General features: G+C 41.5%; 8 protein-coding genes. All 8 read left to right on the top strand.

Annotation, left to right across the window (positions count from 1 at the left end; genetic code table 11):
- Positions 1-9 precede the first annotated feature (9 nt).
- The 8 genes from ACE1CD_RS25485 (at position 10) to ACE1CD_RS25450 (ending at position 17735) form a co-directional block, all read left to right on the top strand.
- The gene (locus ACE1CD_RS25485; protein ID WP_374826654.1) at positions 10-5037 is read left to right on the top strand and encodes a PAS domain-containing protein; all 5028 of its coding nucleotides are present in this window, start codon (positions 10-12) and stop codon (positions 5035-5037) included.
- Positions 5034-6869 (top strand): EAL domain-containing protein, encoded by a 1836-nt coding sequence (locus tag ACE1CD_RS25480; protein WP_374792752.1) that lies wholly within the window; start codon positions 5034-5036, stop codon positions 6867-6869. Before ACE1CD_RS25485 ends, ACE1CD_RS25480 begins: the two co-directional genes overlap by 4 nt.
- The gene (locus ACE1CD_RS25475; protein WP_374792750.1) at positions 6863-8038 is read left to right on the top strand and encodes a response regulator; all 1176 of its coding nucleotides are present in this window, start codon (positions 6863-6865) and stop codon (positions 8036-8038) included. The genes ACE1CD_RS25480 and ACE1CD_RS25475 overlap by 7 nt, the downstream gene beginning before the upstream one ends.
- Positions 8035-9132 (top strand): diguanylate cyclase domain-containing protein, encoded by a 1098-nt coding sequence (locus ACE1CD_RS25470; RefSeq protein ID WP_374826653.1) that lies wholly within the window; start codon positions 8035-8037, stop codon positions 9130-9132. The genes ACE1CD_RS25475 and ACE1CD_RS25470 overlap by 4 nt, the downstream gene beginning before the upstream one ends.
- A gap of 69 nt (positions 9133-9201) precedes the next feature.
- Positions 9202-11040 (top strand): response regulator, encoded by a 1839-nt coding sequence (locus ACE1CD_RS25465; RefSeq protein ID WP_374826652.1) that lies wholly within the window; start codon positions 9202-9204, stop codon positions 11038-11040.
- Between the two features lie 158 nt (positions 11041-11198).
- Positions 11199-11687 carry a response regulator gene (locus tag ACE1CD_RS25460; RefSeq protein WP_374826651.1) on the top strand — a complete coding sequence of 163 codons (489 nt, stop codon included), beginning with the start codon at positions 11199-11201 and terminating at the stop codon, positions 11685-11687.
- Positions 11665-14718, top strand: coding sequence for an ATP-binding protein (locus ACE1CD_RS25455; protein WP_374826650.1), 3054 nt, complete (start codon positions 11665-11667; stop codon positions 14716-14718). The genes ACE1CD_RS25460 and ACE1CD_RS25455 overlap by 23 nt, the downstream gene beginning before the upstream one ends.
- Positions 14715-17735 carry a response regulator gene (locus ACE1CD_RS25450; protein WP_374826649.1) on the top strand — a complete coding sequence of 1007 codons (3021 nt, stop codon included), beginning with the start codon at positions 14715-14717 and terminating at the stop codon, positions 17733-17735. The genes ACE1CD_RS25455 and ACE1CD_RS25450 overlap by 4 nt, the downstream gene beginning before the upstream one ends.
- Positions 17736-17752: the final 17 nt, after the last annotated feature.

Raw genomic sequence — 17752 nt, 5'->3', positions numbered from 1 at the left:
TTAGCAATAATGGAGTTGTTAATGTCGGTGTTTAATAACAAGCAAGCCAAAATTTTAATAGTTGACGACCAACCAGCAAATCTCCGTTTTTTATCCAATATATTAATATCGCAAGGTTATAAGGTTCAAAGAGCTATTTGCGGGCAGCTAGCATTGAATGCAGCGTTCGATTCTCCGCCCGACTTGATTTTGCTCGACATTGTAATGCCGGAAATGAATGGCTATGAAGTGTGCAAAAAGTTGAAAGCTAATAAAAAAACTAAGGAAATACCTGTAATATTTGTTAGCGTTTTAGAAGATGTAACAGAAAAAGTAAAAGCTTTTCAGGAAGGTGCAGTAGACTACATTACTAAGCCATTTCAAGCCGAAGAAATTTTAGCTAGGATTGAGAATCAACTGACGATACAAAGGTTACAAAGGCAATTAAAGAAGCAAAATGCTCGCTTGCAACAGGAAATCCGCAATCGCAAAGATACAGAAACGGCATTGGCCAAATCGCGAGATTTTTACTTAACGTTATTTCAGTCTTTTCCAACACTAATATGGCAATCGGATCGATACGGCAACTGTAATTACTTCAACGAAGCTTGGCTGAGTTTTACGGGTCGAACCGCGTCGCAAGAATGGGGAGATGGATGGACACAAGGAATTCATCCTGACGATCGAGAGTTCTGTCTGAGAATATACCTTCAGGCATTGGAGTATCGTCAGCCATTTGAGACAGAATATCGCTTGCGGCGCAGCGACGGCGAGTACCGATGGATAGTTAATTTCGGCAGACCCTTTAACGATATTGAAGGTAATTTTGCTGGCTTTATCGGGTCGTGTTACGATATCAGCGATCGCAAACACCGGGAAGAAGCGCTACGATTAATCTTCGAGGGAACTGCTTCGGCTACCGGCAGGGAATTTTTTCGCAGCTGCGTTCGTTATCTCGCTGAGGTGCTGCAAGTTCGTTACGCCCTCATTACCGAATTTGCCGATAATGACAAGACTATAGCTCGTAGTTTGGCATTCTGGAATGAAGAAACATGGGATGAAAATATTGAGTACGAAATTGCAAATACTCCTTGCGAAAAAGTTTTAGGTGGGATAACTTGCTACTACCATTCGGGCGTGCAAGCGCTCTTTCCCGAAGATATAACTTTAGCGGAGCTAGGTATAGAAAGCTTTGTGGGAATTCCGTTTGTAGATTCTAACGGAAATATCATAGGCCATTTGGCAGTGATGGATACGGAGCCGATCGATTGCACTCCGGATAAAGAATTAATTTTACAAATTTTTGCCGCTCGTGCGGGAGCCGAACTGGAACGCAAACAAGCAGAGTCAGAACTGCAAGAAAGAGAAGAACGATACAGAACTTTAGTATCGAATATTCAAGGCGTTGTTTACCGCTGTGCTTGCGATTCTAACTTGACAATGGAGTTTATCAGCGATGCTATTTTAGAAATTTCTGGCTATCCATCAAGTGAATTTATTGCCAATAAAGTGCGAAGTTTTGCCAGCATTATTCATCCCGAAGATAGACAGAGCGTCGAGGATATTGTGCGCGAGGCTATCAAAAATAAACAGCCTTTCATGAATGAGTATAGAATCGTGCGAGGCGATGGCAGCATTGCTTGGGTTTACGAAAAAGGCCGAGGTATTTTCGATGCAAAGAGCAAAATTATCTGCTTAGAAGGAGTGCTTTTCGATATCAGCGATCGCAAGCAAACAGAATTAGAATTACTCCTAGCAACAGAACGCCTGCAACATTTGCTCACTTCCAGCCCAGCTTCGATTTATAGCCGCAAACCGACAGAAGATTTGGCAACTACTTTTATCAGCAGCAACGTAGAGGCAATGCTGGGTTACCAAGCAGAAGAATTTCTAGAAGATTCAAGTTTCTGGACAACCCGCATTCACCCGGAAGATATTAAGCGCGTTCTTGTCGAATTAGCAAAACACCTATTTCTAGATGGGTTTCATTCGATTGAATACCGCTTTCTGCATAAAAACGGAACTTACCGTTGGGTTTACGACCAAGTTAAATCGATCCAAGATGAAGCAGGTAATCCGATTGAGTGCGTTGGTTATTGGACAGACATCACCGATCGCAAACAAGCAGAAATTGCGTTACGCGAAAGTCAGCGGCGGTATCAAACTTTAGCAGAAGCTTCCCCAGTTTGTATATTCCACGCCGATGCTGATAGCAATTTTCTGTATGTTAATCAGCGCTGGAGCGAAATTACCGGACTATCCGTAAAAGAAGGATACGGCATGGGGTGGGCGAGTATTTTACATCCAGAAGATCGCGATCGGATCTTTACCGAATGGGCTTTTGCTGCCGAAGCTAGAGTGCCGTTTAAGTCTGAATATCGTTTTGTCCGTCCGGATGGCAAAATTGCCTGGGTAATCGGTCAAGCAGTCCCAGAAATAGGGGATGATGGCGAAATTAAAGGCTATGTTGGCACGATTACAGATATTAGCGATCGCAAGTTAGCAGAAGCAGCATTAAAAGAGAGCGAAGAACGCTTTTATCTAGCAGTATCCGGCACTAATGATGGAATTTGGGATTGGAATTTAAGAACAAACAAAGTCTATTATTCTCCTGTTTGGCTGCAAATTCTCGGCTATCGCGAAGGAGAACTGCCGTATCTGTTCAGTACCTGGTCAAATAAGGTGCATCCAGATGACTTACAGAGTACTATGAACGCTCTTCAAGATCACATAAAAGGCAAAGCTCCCATTTTTCAAAAGATCTATCGCATCAAACACAAAGATGGTCGATGGGTATGGGTCGAGACAAAAGCTAAATGCGTGCGTGACTCCTTTGGTAAAACTTACCGAGTCACCGGTACTCTCGCCGACATCACCGAACGCAAGCTGGCAGAGGAAGCATTGCGAGAAAGTGCGGAACGAGAAAGAGCGATCTCCCAAATCATTCAAAGGATGCGCCAAACTTTGGATATGGAAACGATATTCGCTGCTACAACTCAAGAATTGCAGCTAGCGATCAACTGCGATCGCGTCGTCATCTATCGCTTCCATACTGACTGGAGTGGCGAGTTTGTTTCCGAGTCCCTGTCAACTACCTGGAGTTCTTTAGTCCAAGAACAAAACCATAATTCCTATTTTACAAGTAATTTTATTGCAGCCGAAACTTGCACTCTCAAAAAATTAGGCTTTGTTCCCGATATCGTGCAGGATAGTTACATCACTCAAACAAGAGGTGGTGCCTTCAACGAAGGTTTATCTTACCTAATTGCTGAAGACATCTATACGGCTGGATTTAGCGATTGTTACATCAATTTCTTGGAGCAATTTCAAGCCAGAGCTTACATAATTGTACCTATCTTCTGCGGCACACAACTTTGGGGATTACTCGCCACTTATCAAAATAGCAGCTCCCGCCAATGGAAAAAAACAGAAATTAATGTAGTCGTTCAAATTGGCAGTCAGTTGGGCATAGCTTTGCAGCAAGCCGAATTACTAGAACAAACTAAAAGACAGTCGGCTGCACTACAACAAGCTTTATTAGCAGCAGATGCAGCTAATCGTGCCAAAAGCGAATTTCTCGCTAATATGAGCCACGAATTGAGGACGCCGCTCAATGCCATACTCGGCTTTACCCAAGTGATGAGCCGCGACAGTGACCTATCCACCGAACATCAAAAGAGCTTAGAAATTATTAATCGTGCTGGGGAACATTTATTGTCATTAATCAATGACATTTTAGAAATGTCCAAAATTGAGGCAGGCAGAACCACAATCAATCAAAGCAACTTTGACTTGCTTTATATGCTGAACAATTTGGAGAATATGATGCTGTTAAAAGCTTCTTCCAAAGGCTTGCAACTTACCTTTGAATACGAAAACAATCTTCCTCAATATGTACAAACAGACGAAGGTAAGCTACGTCAAATTTTGCTCAATCTCCTGGGAAATGCTATCAAATTTACGGCGAAAGGTAGCGTCGCGTTGCGCGTAAAAACAGAAAACTGCGCTAGGGAAAGTGGAAGAGATAATGAAGGTAAAAATCCGGTATATTGCCCTCAAATTTACCGGCTTTTATTTGAGGTGGAAGACACAGGCCCTGGCATTGCTCCTGAAGAAATTCATATGTTATTTGAAGCTTTCGGGCAGACAGAAACTGGTCGAAAATCTCAACAAGGAACCGGATTGGGTTTAGCTATTAGCCGCAAATACGCCCAAATGATGGGAGGAGATATTAGAGTTACCAGTGTCCTGGGAAAAGGAAGCATATTTTCTTTTGATATAGAGATAAACTTAGCTGATGCTGCTGATAGTGAGCGAAACCATAGTAAGCGCAAGGTAATTGGTTTAGCACCCGACCAACCTGAATATCGCATCTTGGTAGTAGATGACGCCAGAGAAAGTCGTTTAGTGCTGATCGAATTCTTTACATCAATAGGCTTTTCTGTGCGCGAAGCTTCTAATGGGATCGAGGCAATTACGGTATGGTCTAGCTGGAAACCGCACCTGATATTTATGGATATGCGGATGCCGAAAATGGATGGTTATGAAGCTACTAAAGAAATTAAGACTAGGGAGTCATCGCGCATCGATCGAGAGTCATCAAAAACAGCACATATGACAAATGAAAAAGAAAAAATGACTGTAATTATTGCTTTGACTGCCAGTGCCTTTGAGGAACAGCGACAGAAGATATTAGCTGTGGGGTGCGATGATTTAGTTCACAAGCCATTCGAAGCGGAAGTTTTATTAGAAAAAATTAGCGTACACTTAGGAGTTCGCTATGTTTACGCAGAAGAAAAGGTTGATAAAGAAACATCTGCTGAAAAAACGAAAGCAATTTTTACAGAAGCCGATTTAGTGCATATATTGTCTCAAATGCCAGTTGAGTGGGTGAAACAGGTACACGATGGCGCGGCTGAATGCAGCGATGATATCATTTTGGCATTGTTAGCTCAAGTTCCACCAGAAAATGCGGCTTTAGCGGAGAGCTTTGCCGAACTGGCTAATAACTTCCAATTTGAAAAAATTATGCAATTAACTCAACAGGATGAACAATGAATAACAAACAATTTAACTTGCCACGAAAAGATATTCTCATTGTTGACGATACGCCAGCAAATTTGCGCTTTTTAGCTAAGATTCTGACGGAGCAGGGGTTCAACGTTCGCAAGGCATTAAACGGGCATATTGCTCTCTCTTCTTGTCAAAAATTATTACCGGACTTGATATTACTGGACATTATGATGCCAGATATGGACGGCTATGAAGTTTGTCAGCGGTTAAAAGCGGCGGAGGAAACTTGTAAGATTCCAGTAATTTTCTTGAGTGCCTTAAATGATGCTTTTGACAAAGTAAAAGCTTTTAATGTCGGGGGTGTTGACTATATTACCAAACCGTTTCATTTTGAAGAAGTTATTGTCCGCGTTCAAAATCAATTGGTGATGAGGGAAGCAGAGATCAAAATAATGAATATAAATGTCGAACTCGAACAACGGGTACGAGAGCGTACCAGTCAGCTAAAAAAAGCTAATGAAGAATTGAAACGAGAGATATTAGAGCGCAAGCAACTACAAAGTCAATTGCTGCAAATGGCGCTACACGATCCCCTGACTAACTTGCCGAATCGAGCTTTATTCATGGAGTGTTTGTCAGAAGCTCTCAACCGCGCTAAGTCAGAGTCCGATTGTCAATTTGCCGTGCTATTTTTGGATTGCGATCGTTTCAAATTTATCAACGATTCTCTCGGTCATTTAGTAGGCGATGAACTGCTCATTGCGATCTCTCGCAGACTGGAAAAATCTCTTAATCCGGTTGATACTTTAGCGCGATTGGGCGGCGACGAATTTGCTATTCTTATTGAAAATATTTCAAATGTAAAAATGGCTACGCTTGTTGCTGATAGAATTCTGAAAGAATTATCAAACCCCTTTCAACTATCCAGATACGAAGTATTTATTAATGTCAGTATTGGGATTGCTCTCAGCAATATTTCTTACGATAAGCCAGAATATTTGCTGCGAGATGCCGACACGGCGATGTATCGTGCCAAGGCATTAGGAAAAGCTCGATATCACGTTTTTGACCCAGATATGCACCAGCAGGCTATCCGAGTTCTACAGCTAGAAAACGACTTGCGAAGGGCCATCCAACGCGAGGAATTTATTGTTTACTATCAGCCTATTATTTCTCTAACTAATGGAAAAATTGCTGGATTTGAAGCTCTTGTGCGCTGGCAGCACCCTACTCGCGGTATGGTTTCTCCCGCAGAATTTATTCCCCTAGCGGAAGAAACGGGATTGATTGCCGATATTGACACTTGGGTATTGCAGTCAGCTTGCCATCAACTACTTATCTGGCAGAAAACTTGCCCTGCTAAGGAAATCTTAACTATTAGCGTCAATCTTTCGAGGCGACTATTTTCGCATCCTAATTTACTTGAAAGAATTGATAAAATTCTTCACAAAACGCAACTGAATCCGGAAAGTTTAAAGTTTGAAATCACAGAAAGCGCTATTATGGAAAATAGCGAAGAAGCTAACAAAATTTTAGCAGAAATCAGGAGGCGTCAAATTCAATTAAGTATTGATGACTTCGGCACTGGCTACTCTTCATTGAGTTACCTGCACACCTTTCCCTTAAATACGCTCAAAATTGACCAGTCTTTCGTAAAACTGATGGATAAAAATACAAATAATATGGGACTGGTTCCCATGATTATCTGTATGGCCCATACAATGAAGCTGAGTGCGATCGCTGAAGGTGTAGAAACTCCCGCTCAGTTAGCACAACTGAGAAGTTTAGGGTGCGATTTTGGTCAGGGCTATTTATTTTCTCAACCTTTGGATAGTAAATTGGTTTTAGAATTGCTAGCAGCAGACCCCCAATGGTGAGCGTTATGGAAAGTACGATCGAAGAAAATACATTGAGAAATAAATTAATCTACTCTCACAAAGTCAACATTTTAGTAGTTGATGATTGTCCAAATAATCTGCGAGTTTTATCATCAATCCTGACACAAAATGGATATATAGTTCGGAAAGCGTTAGACGGAAAAATAGCTATAAACGCTTGTCAAAAAATATTGCCAGACCTAATTTTACTCGATATTATGATGCCAAATATGGACGGGTATCAACTTTGCAAATATTTTAAAGAAAATGAAAAAACCCGCCATATACCTATAATTTTTATCAGCGCTCTTGATGATGTACTGGACAAAGTAAAAGCTTTTAATAGCGGTGGTGCGGACTACATAACCAAACCATTTGAAGTTAAAGAAGTGTTAGCTCGCGTGACAAATCAACTGACTATTCGCCAGCTATATAACGCACTTACCGATCAAAATCTACAGTTGCAAAAATTAAATGAAGAATTGCGAATAGCCAACGCCGAACTAGAACAATTTGCCTACATCGCTTCTCACGATCTCAAATCACCTCTACAATCGATTATTGGTTATACGCAGCTGATTGGCTGTAAATACGAAAAAGATTTCGCTCCAGACCATAAGCGATACTTAGAACATATCGTAAATGCGGCTTGGAGGATGAAGCGGCTAATTGACGACTTACTAGATTATTCCAAGTTAGAAAAGGAAACACAAGAGCTTGAATTGACTGATTGCCAAAACGTACTAGAAGAAGCCCTAGATAATTTGCGTGAAGAAATTAACTCAAGCGGTGCCACTATTACCTATTCGCCATTACCAAAACTAATGGGCGATCGCACACAACTGATCAGCCTTTTCCAAAATCTAATTAGCAATGGTATTAAGTTTCGCCGTCCTCAAGTTATACCGGAAATAAAAATTTCGGCTCAATTAAAAAACAGCAGTGAATGGCTTTTTGGAGTCCAGGATAATGGTATTGGTATAGAACCTCAGTACTTTGAACGCATTTTTGAAATTTTTCAACGCCTGCACTCTTATAGAGAATACCCAGGTAATGGCATTGGTATGACTATCTGCAAAAAAATAGTTGAACGTCACGGCGGAAGCATATGGGTGGAATCGCAGGTAAACAAGGGCACAACTTTTTACTTCACCATACCCTCACAATGAGTAAAAATTTAAACGCACTACCCAAAAGTAAGATTCTTGTGGTTGACGATACGCCAGATAACCTGCGCCTGCTGTCATCTATGCTACAGAATCGGGGCTATGGCGTTCGCAAAGCTTTGAGCGGTCAAGTAGCTATAAGTGCTTGCCACAAGATACTGCCAGACATAATTTTACTCGATGTAAATATGCCCGATATGAACGGCTATGAAGTTTGTGCTGCTTTGAAAGCAAATGAAAAAACTTGCGATATCCCCGTGATTTTTATTAGCGTTTTGGATGATGTGCTGGACAAAGTAAAAGCTTTTGATGTCGGTGGTGCCGACTATATTACTAAGCCATTTCATATTGAAGAAGTGGTGGCAAGAGTGGAAAATCAACTTACGGTTCAAAAATTGCAAAAACAACTAAAACAGCAAAATGCTCTGCTGCTTGAGGAAATAGAGAGACGGCGAAGTGCCGAGTCAGCTTTACAAGAAGCAAACGAAAAATTACACCGTTTGGCTTGTTCGGACAGCTTGACTGAACTGGCCAACCGTCGCCACTTTGATGAATATTTACAAATAGAGTGGCACCGCTCGGCAAGAGATAAAACACCTCTATCATTGATTTTGTGCGATATCGATTTTTTTAAATCCTACAACGATAATTACGGACATCTAGCAGGAGATTTTTGTTTAAAGGAGGTTGCCAAAGCTATTAGCAATGCGGTAAAGCGTCCGACAGATTTAGTGGCGCGTTACGGAGGAGAAGAGTTTGTTTCGATTTTGCCTCACACAGATATTTACGGAGCCATATCTATAGCTAAAAATATCCAGTTAGAGATGGAAAAGCTAAAGATTATCCACTGCTTTTCTTCTGTGAGCAATTATATTACACTAAGCATGGGCATCTGTAGCCTAGTCGGAAATTATCAAGAATCTCCAGAAACTTTAATCGCTAAGACCGATCGAGCTCTTTATCAAGCTAAACAACAGGGACGCGATCGATACTGCACCTACACAACCGATTTTTTTATGGCTGACACAGAAGACTCCCCTACCAAAGAGCCCCGTGAAGTTTATCAAAGCTATTATATATTCGAGGATTTAAAATAAACACATTAAACGCGCAAGTTTTATTTTGTACTATGATTATACAAATTAACAGGTGACGGAGATACTAAAATGAATGACGAGCGTACCAATACTTATAAAAGCAATATTTTGGTTGTCGATGATACGCCTGATAACTTACGCCTTTTATCGGCAATGCTCACCGAGCAGGGATACACAGTTCGCAAAGCATTGAACGGCGAATTAGCCTTAGTTGCTTGTCAAAAGGCTTTGCCAGACATAATTCTGCTTGATATAAATATGCCCATGATGAATGGATATGAAGTTTGTCAACGTCTGAAAGCCAATGAAAAAACTCGCGGAGTTCCCGTCATTTTTATCAGTGCTTTGGATGATGTTTTAGATAAGGTAAAAGCTTTTGATGTGGGAGGAATAGACTACATTAGCAAACCTTTTCAGGAAGCAGAAGTTTTATCGCGAATTGGCAATCAGCTTAAACTGCGATCGCTGCAACTACAACTTGAGGAACAAAATATTATACTGCGGGAAGAAATTTTAGAGCGCCGCAAAGCTCAGGAGGCTTTAGAATTGAGCGAAGCCAAAAATCGCGCCCTACTCGATGCGATTCCAGATTTAATGTTTCGCATCGGATATGATGGTATTTTTTTGGACTATCGCATAGCTAAAGAAGTTGCTATAACGCAAACATCTTCACACAAATTATTAATTGAAAATGGGATAGCTTTCCCCATACCTGATGCGATCGGCCCACAAAATAGTTTGGTTAGTAAAAATATATCTGATGTTTTGTGCGAAGACTTGAGTGTCTGGGTAATGCACTACGTCCAGCAAACTCTGCTCGCATCTACCATGCAAATTGGCGAGTACGTGCAACAAATCGATGGCATTTGGCACGCTTATGAAGTGAGATTTGTCAAGACAGGCCAAAATGAAGTACTGGCGCTCGTGCGCGATATTTCCGATCGCAAGCAAGCAGAGGTTCAGAAACTGCAAACAGAAGCATTATTGCGAATGCAAAAGGAGCAACTCGAACAAGCTTTAAGCGAACTTCAACAAGCTCAAGTCCAATTAATCCAAAACGAAAAAATGGTAGCTCTGGGGCAATTGGTAGCAGGGATTGCTCATGAAATTAACAACCCAATTAATTTTATTTATGCCAATCTCAACTATGCCAACGAATATGTGCAAAACTTACTAAAGCTGATTGAAATATATCAGCAGGAATATCCCAATCCCACACCAAAAATCGACCGCATAATTGATGATATAGACCTGTCTTTTTTAATAAAGGACGCGCAAAGCCTCATGGAAGGTATGCACAGAGGAGCCGATCGCATCCGGCAACTCGTACTTTCTCTTCGCAACTTTTCTAGGTTAGACGAAGCTGAAATGAAGTCGGTGGATATTCATGAAGGGATCGACAGCACCCTGCTAATGTTGCAGCACCGACTCAATTCTCAAATTTCGCCAAAGAACGAAGTAATTCGTCCCGAAATTAAAGTGATCAAAGAGTACGCAAATTTGCCCAAAGTGACTTGTTCTCCAAGTGAAATTAACCAAGTTTTGATGCACCTGCTGAATAATGCGATCGACGCTTTAGATCTGGGTAATTCCTCTGAATGTAACCCACTAAATACTACCCTCTACCGACACCCTACTATCCGTATTACCACAGAATTAATAGCCGCCAATACTATAAAAATTCGCATTGCAGACAATGGCCCCGGCATTCCAGAGTCGATGCGATCGCGTTTGTTCGACCCATTTTTTACCACCAAAGCCCCTGGCAAAGGCACGGGATTGGGATTGTCGATTAGCTATCAAATTATTGTCCAAAAACATGGAGGTAAACTAACCTGTTCTTCCTCTTCCAAAGAGGGCTCGGAATTCGCTATTGAAATACCCATCCATCAAACCAAGCAAACATAGGCTCAAAAACGCTCAAAACCATTGAAAAATAAATACAATCCCATACTAATGTCAGCTACTCTTCCACTACCCCACTACCCTAGAAACCCAGCTTACTGCTTTTGACTGCGATCGCTTACCCAAGGCAATAAAATAATTCCCCAAATAAGGCATTTATTATGAAACCTTTCTACCCAGAACATTTCCTAATTTTAGTTGTAGATGACATCAGCCAGAATCTGCAAGTAATTGGCGAGATGCTGGAAGATTTGGGCTACGAAACCACCTTTGCCACCAGCGGAAAGCAAGCTCTGGAACGAGTCCAAACCGCCCAACCCGACCTGATTCTACTAGATTTGATGATGCCGGGGATGAACGGACTGGAAGTTTGCTCTAAACTGAAAGCAAATCCAGCACTAGCAGAACTGCCGATCGTCTTCCTAACTGCCAGTAACGAAGAGGAGCATTTACTGCAAGCTTTTGATATGGGGGCAGTCGATTACGTTACCAAACCCTTTAAAAAGCCCGAACTGCTAGCCAGAGTTCGGACGCACTTGGAATTAAAGTATCTGCGCGAGCAGCTGAGAGAATCTCTTCAGGAGCAACTCCTATTAGCCCAAGAGTTAGAAAATTTAAGAAGCGCCAATGTCAGCAAAAAGGTTGAGTGAAATCATGCAGGAAATGGAATTTATTAACAACCAACTAATAGATTTAAGCAATTGCGAAACCGAACCCATCCGCACTCCGGGTAAAATTCAGCCTCATGGAATTCTCCTAGTGCTGCAAGACCCGCAATTAAAAATTTTACAGGTTAGTCAAAATACAGAACAATTTTTCGGCATTACTGCTGAATCTCTGCTCGGACAAGACCTAGATATTTTATTTAGTCGTCAAGAAATAGATTTGCTATACCATTGCATATCCCAAGAAAATTTAGAATATTTTAACCCGCTCCAGTTTACAGTTAATTTTCTCGGCTCGCCTTTGCTATTTGAAGGGATTATCCATCGTTCGGATGGAGTATTAATTCTGGAATTAGAACAGAAAATTTCCTTAAAGCAAAATTATCCAGTTAGTTTTTATCATTTGCTCAAAACCTCTATCGCCAAGATATCAAATGCAGCCAGCTTCCAGGAATCAACAGACATACTTGTGCGAGAACTACGCCAAATGACCGGATACGATCGCGTCATGATTTACCGCTTTGAATCCGACGATAGTGGCATCGTTATTGCGGAAGACAAAAAACCGGAGTTAGAAGCTTACTTGGGTTTGCATTATCCAGCTACAGATATTCCCAAACAAGCCAGAAAATTATATTTCCAAAATTGGTTGCGAATTATTGTTGATATCAATTATCAACCCGTGCAAATTATGCCAACCAATAACCCCCTCACGGATCGACCATTAGATTTAAGTAGCTCTATCCTCAGAAGCGTTTCCCCCATTCATATTGAGTATTTACAAAACATGGGAGTTACCGCTTCACTTTGTATTTCTCTCATCAATGAAAGCAAACTTTGGGGTTTAATTGTATGTCATCATTATCAACCGAAATACGTTGATTACGAAACTCGTAAAGCTTGCGAACTGCTCGGACAATTTATGTCGATTGAACTATTTAAAAAGCAACAAAAAGAATGGGTTATATATTCTGAAAAAGTTAAACGCATTCAACAAGAAATCAAAAAAAGCTTAGCCAAAGAAATAAATGTAGATTGCTTTTTATCTCAAACGGAAGAATTATTATTAGAATTAGTCAATGCACAAGGAGCAGTTATCTATCTACAAGATGAAATTACGCTCATTGGCAAAGCTCCAGCCAAAGAAACCGTCCAAAATTTGCTAAATTGGCTTCGTCAGCACCATAAAGAAGAAGTTTTTTACACCGATAGTTTGGCGAAAATTTATCCCCAAGCTGAGGAATACAAAGAGCAAGTGAGCGGCTTACTGGCAATTTCTATTTTTCTCGATCGCACTTGCTATCAAGTAGTTTGGTTTAGGCCGGAAATCATTCAAACAGTAAACTGGGGAGGCAATCCGAACCAAACTGTAACATTAGAAGAAAATGGCGGATTGCGCCTGTCTCCCCGCAAATCTTTTGCTTTGTGGAAAGAAACAGTAATTGGCAAATCTTTAGTCTGGAATCCATTAGAAATAGATGCCGCCCTCGAACTGAGAAACACCCTGATGCTAGCTTTATTAGAAGTTTCGCAAGCCGCCTTAGAAAAAGCTGCCAACCGCGCTCAAATTGCCAACCGCGCCAAAAGCGAATTCCTTGCCAACATGAGTCACGAAATTCGTACACCCATGAATGCCATCCTGGGTTTTTGCGACTTGCTGCAAGGACTCGTTACCGAACCAAAACAACGCACTTATGTCGAGTCGATCTCTGCTAGCGGCAAAGCTCTCCTAGACTTAATAAATGATATCCTCGATCTCTCCAAAATTGAAGCAGGCAAACTAGAACTGAAATACGACCCCCTAGATTTGCGGGCATTAGTTGAGGAAGTTCTGCAAATTTTCTCCCAGAAAGCTAGCGAGAAAAATTTATCCCTACTTGCAGAAATTGACGAAACCCTACCCACGGGCATTATTTTTGATGAAGTGCGCCTGCGGCAAATACTCTTCAACACGATCGGCAACGCCCTCAAATTCACCGAACAAGGGTATGTTAAAATTTCCTTGCGCTGCCAAACTTACCTAGATAGAAACACTCGCAAAGCTTGGTTGCAAATAGCCGTGCAAGACACCGGAATTGGTATTGCCCCGGCTCAACGGCAACGAATTTTCGAGGCTTTCGTCCAAAGCGAAGGACAAAGCACCCGCAAGTACGGCGGTACTGGGTTAGGATTGGCAATTACCCGCCGACTGACAACCATGCTGGGAGGAACCCTGCTACTGAAAAGCGAATTAGGTAAAGGCAGTACTTTTATCTTCGTTTTTCCAGATGTGACCCTGACTGACTCGATGACAAAACCAGTTGGCGACTCTCAGTTAAATGCAAACTTAGAACAGTTTCAACCTTCCGTGCTGCTGGTGGTGGATGACGTGAAATCCAATCGCGATTTAATTGCAGGCTACTTTGAAGGGACTCGACACCGACTTTTGTTTGCTAAAGATGGACTGGAAGGGATTCAGATGGCGCAGACGCATCATCCCGATGTAATTCTGCTGGATTTGCGGATGCCCAATTTGGATGGAGATACAGCAGCTCGTCGTTTAAAGCAGGACGAAAAAACTCAAAATATCCCTATCATTATTCTCACTGCTTCTGTAATGGGACAAGATTACAAAGATCTGCAAAATTTCTGCGAAGGTTTCTTGCTTAAACCCGTCAACCGTTCCCAACTTGTGGAGCAATTGCAGAAAATTTTACCACAAAACCAGAATGTATACAGCGGAAATCAGAAATCTGCTGTCCCAGAATCGCTCCCGGAAGCTAAAGAAAAACTGCCCGAATTGCTCTCAAAACTGCTTCAGGAAGAAAATACGGCTTGGCAACAGCTGCGAAAAACGATGAGAAGACGGGAATTGCAAGCCTTTGCAGAACGGCTGCGTTGCCTAGCAACAGAATATCAGTGTGCTGCCCTGCTAGACTATGCAACAAGATTGGAAACGCAATTATCAACCTTTGATTGGGCACACTTACCTATGACAATAGAAGCATTTCCGTTGGTGAGGCAGTCCTTAGTATGACACAATTTAATTCCCAAGACTTCTTGATTTTAGTTGTAGACGACATCAGCCAAAATCTGCAAGTGATTGGCGAGATGCTGGAAAATGCGGGCTACGATACCACTTTCGCCACCAGCGGACAGCAAGCTTTGGAACGAGTGCAAACTGCCCAACCCGACTTAATTTTACTAGACTTAATGATGCCGGGAATGAACGGATTGCAAGTTTGTCAGAAGTTGAAAGCTGACCCCAAGTTGTGCGAAATTCCGATTATTTTTCTCACAGCTAGCAACGAAAAAGAGGATTTGTTGCAAGCGTTTAAACTAGGCGCAGCAGACTATATTACCAAACCGTTTCAACCGGAAGAAGTCCTGGCCAGAATAGAAGTGCGACTCGCTAACCAAAGGCTGAAACAAGAATTAGAAGAGCGCAATCAACAACTGCAAATAGAAATTGAGGTTCGCATCGCTACGGAAGAAGCCCTCAAAAAAACAGTGGAAAGTTTGCATACAACCTCTCGACAATTAGCCGAAGCGCAAAGAATTGCCCATCTGGGAAGTTGGTCACGCGATATTTTTACTAATAAATTAACTTGGTCAAAAGAAACTTTCCGCATTTTTGGATTCGCTCCCGATCGATCGGAACCAAGCCATACCGAATTGAATGAGCTGATCTATCCAGACGATATAGAGCTATTTCAAACAACAATCGCTCGCGCTATCGCCGATGGGTTAGCTTACCAATTTGAGTTCCGCATTAAGCGAAGCGACGGTCAATTACGCTACATTGAGACAACCGGAGAGCCGATTTTTAATTCCGCTGGGCAAGTTATCCGACTTTTTGGCACCGTCTTGGATATCAGCGATCGCAAACAAGCAGAAATCGCATTACGCCAAAGCGAGCAAAAATTTCGTAAAGCTTTCGATCATACCGCTGTCGGAATGTGTTTGGTATCACCGACAGGGAAATTTATGCAAGTTAATTCTTCACTTTGCCAAATGCTCGGCTACTCAAAGCAGGAATTACTGTCGTTCAACTTTGAGGAAATTACTTATCCAGATGACATCAATATAGATTGGAAATCGCAAGAAAATTTATTAAATGGAGAAATAATTTCATATCATATAGAAAAACGTTATTTACACAAAAACACAAGCATTGTTTGGGGGTTGCTCAGCGTTTCTCTGGTACGCGACAATCGAGAACAACCGCTTTATTTTGTCACCCAAATTCAAGATATTACCGCTCTCAAGAATACAGCAGCAGAACTTTTACTGGCAAAAGAAGCGGCAGTTACAGCTTCCCAAGCTAAAAGCGTTTTTTTAGCTAATATGAGCCACGAGTTGCGAACACCCCTGAACGCTATTTTAGGATTTGCACAACTGCTAAGTCGCGACAGCAATCTCAACGATCGACAAAGAGAAAATATCGCCATTATCGGACGCAGTGGCGAACATCTACTCAATTTAATCAACGACATTTTAGATATCTCAAAAATTGAAGCCGGACACACCGATTTAAATGAAACAGAATTCGACCTGAAGGAAATGCTGTGGGAAATAGAAGAAATGTTTTTACTCAAAGCTGACTCTAAATGCTTAGAGTTGAAGTTTGATTTTGCGGCGGATGTTCCCCAGTTTATCAGAAGCGATCGCCTCAAGCTTCGTCAAGTATTAATTAACCTTCTCAGTAACGCGATCAAGTTCACAAATAAAGGCACTGTGACGATGCAGGTGAAACTTGATAATTCATCACCATCAATAACGAATACATCTCGAATTTTGTTTGTAGTAGATGATACCGGAGTTGGCATTGTTCCGGAAGAAATCAATAGCATTTTCAATCCCTTTGTACAAACTCAAGCAGGAATTGTTTCCGGACAAGGTACGGGTTTGGGTTTAGCAATCAGCCGCAAATACGTCCAACTTTTAGGCGGTGACATCAAAGTAAACTCTCAAATTGGAAAAGGAACAACTTTCCAATTTGACATTCAAGCCACCGCAATTGAAAAAACTTTCATTGAACCCCAACAAAACAATCGCCGCGTTATCGCCCTTGCCCCAAACCAACCTCGCTACCGTATTTTAGTAGTGGATGACAAAGAAAGCAACCGTCAATTGCTAGTACAATTACTCCTGGGTATGGATTTTGAAGTTAGACAAGCAATCAATGGTAAAGATGCAATTCAAGTTTGGGAAAACTTCCAACCTCACCTAATTTGGATGGATATGCGAATGCCGGTGATGGATGGATACGAAGCTACCAAAGAAATTAAAGCAAAAGCGCAGCAAAAATGGGCCGGTGAGGAGAGCGGGAGTGCGGGAAAGCGGGAAAACAAAAGCGCAGCAGAAAATCTACATAATGCTTCCCCCACTTCCCAGTCACCAGCTACTAAAACCATAATTATTGCCCTCACCGCTAGTGTTTTTAAAGAACAAAAACCCATTATGCTCTCGGCGGGTTGCGATGATATTGTCTGCAAACCCATTCAAGAGTCAGTCATTTTCGAGAAATTAGCCGAGCATTTAGGAGTAGAGTTTGTTTATGAAGAAGACCAAATATCGACACAGGCTAATTCTTACCAATCCATCAATATCTCTGCTTTGAAAACACTACCTCATGCCTGGTTGGAACAATTAGAAGAAGCTTCTTTAACTCTAGAGGAAGAAACAATATATAACCTCATCGAGCAAATTGAATCTCAAGAAACTGCTTTAGCTCATGCGCTGCGAACTTACGCCGAAAACTTTGAATATCAAAAGATTGTCAGTGCGATCGCTGCTGCCAAGTCATCTAATTTTAGCCAACCAGAAGGTTCTAATTCTGCCGACCAAATCAACAACCAACCCTCTCAAGCAAAAATTTCCCGCGAATGGGTTGCCAACATGAAACAGGCTATCGATATTGCCGACCTAGACGCGATGAACGCTCTTGTTAATATACTGCGGAACGAAAATATTGTTATGGCTCAACTTATTCAATATTATCTCACTAAGTTAGATTACGAAAAAATTATTAATTTAATCGTAGATAATTGATGTAAATAGCCAGATAT

This window comes from Aerosakkonema sp. BLCC-F183 (genome assembly GCF_041929145.1).
GTDB lineage: Bacteria > Cyanobacteriota > Cyanobacteriia > Cyanobacteriales > Aerosakkonemataceae > Aerosakkonema.
Note: the sequence above shows the minus strand (reverse complement) of the source record. Positions and strands in the feature narration are given on the sequence as shown.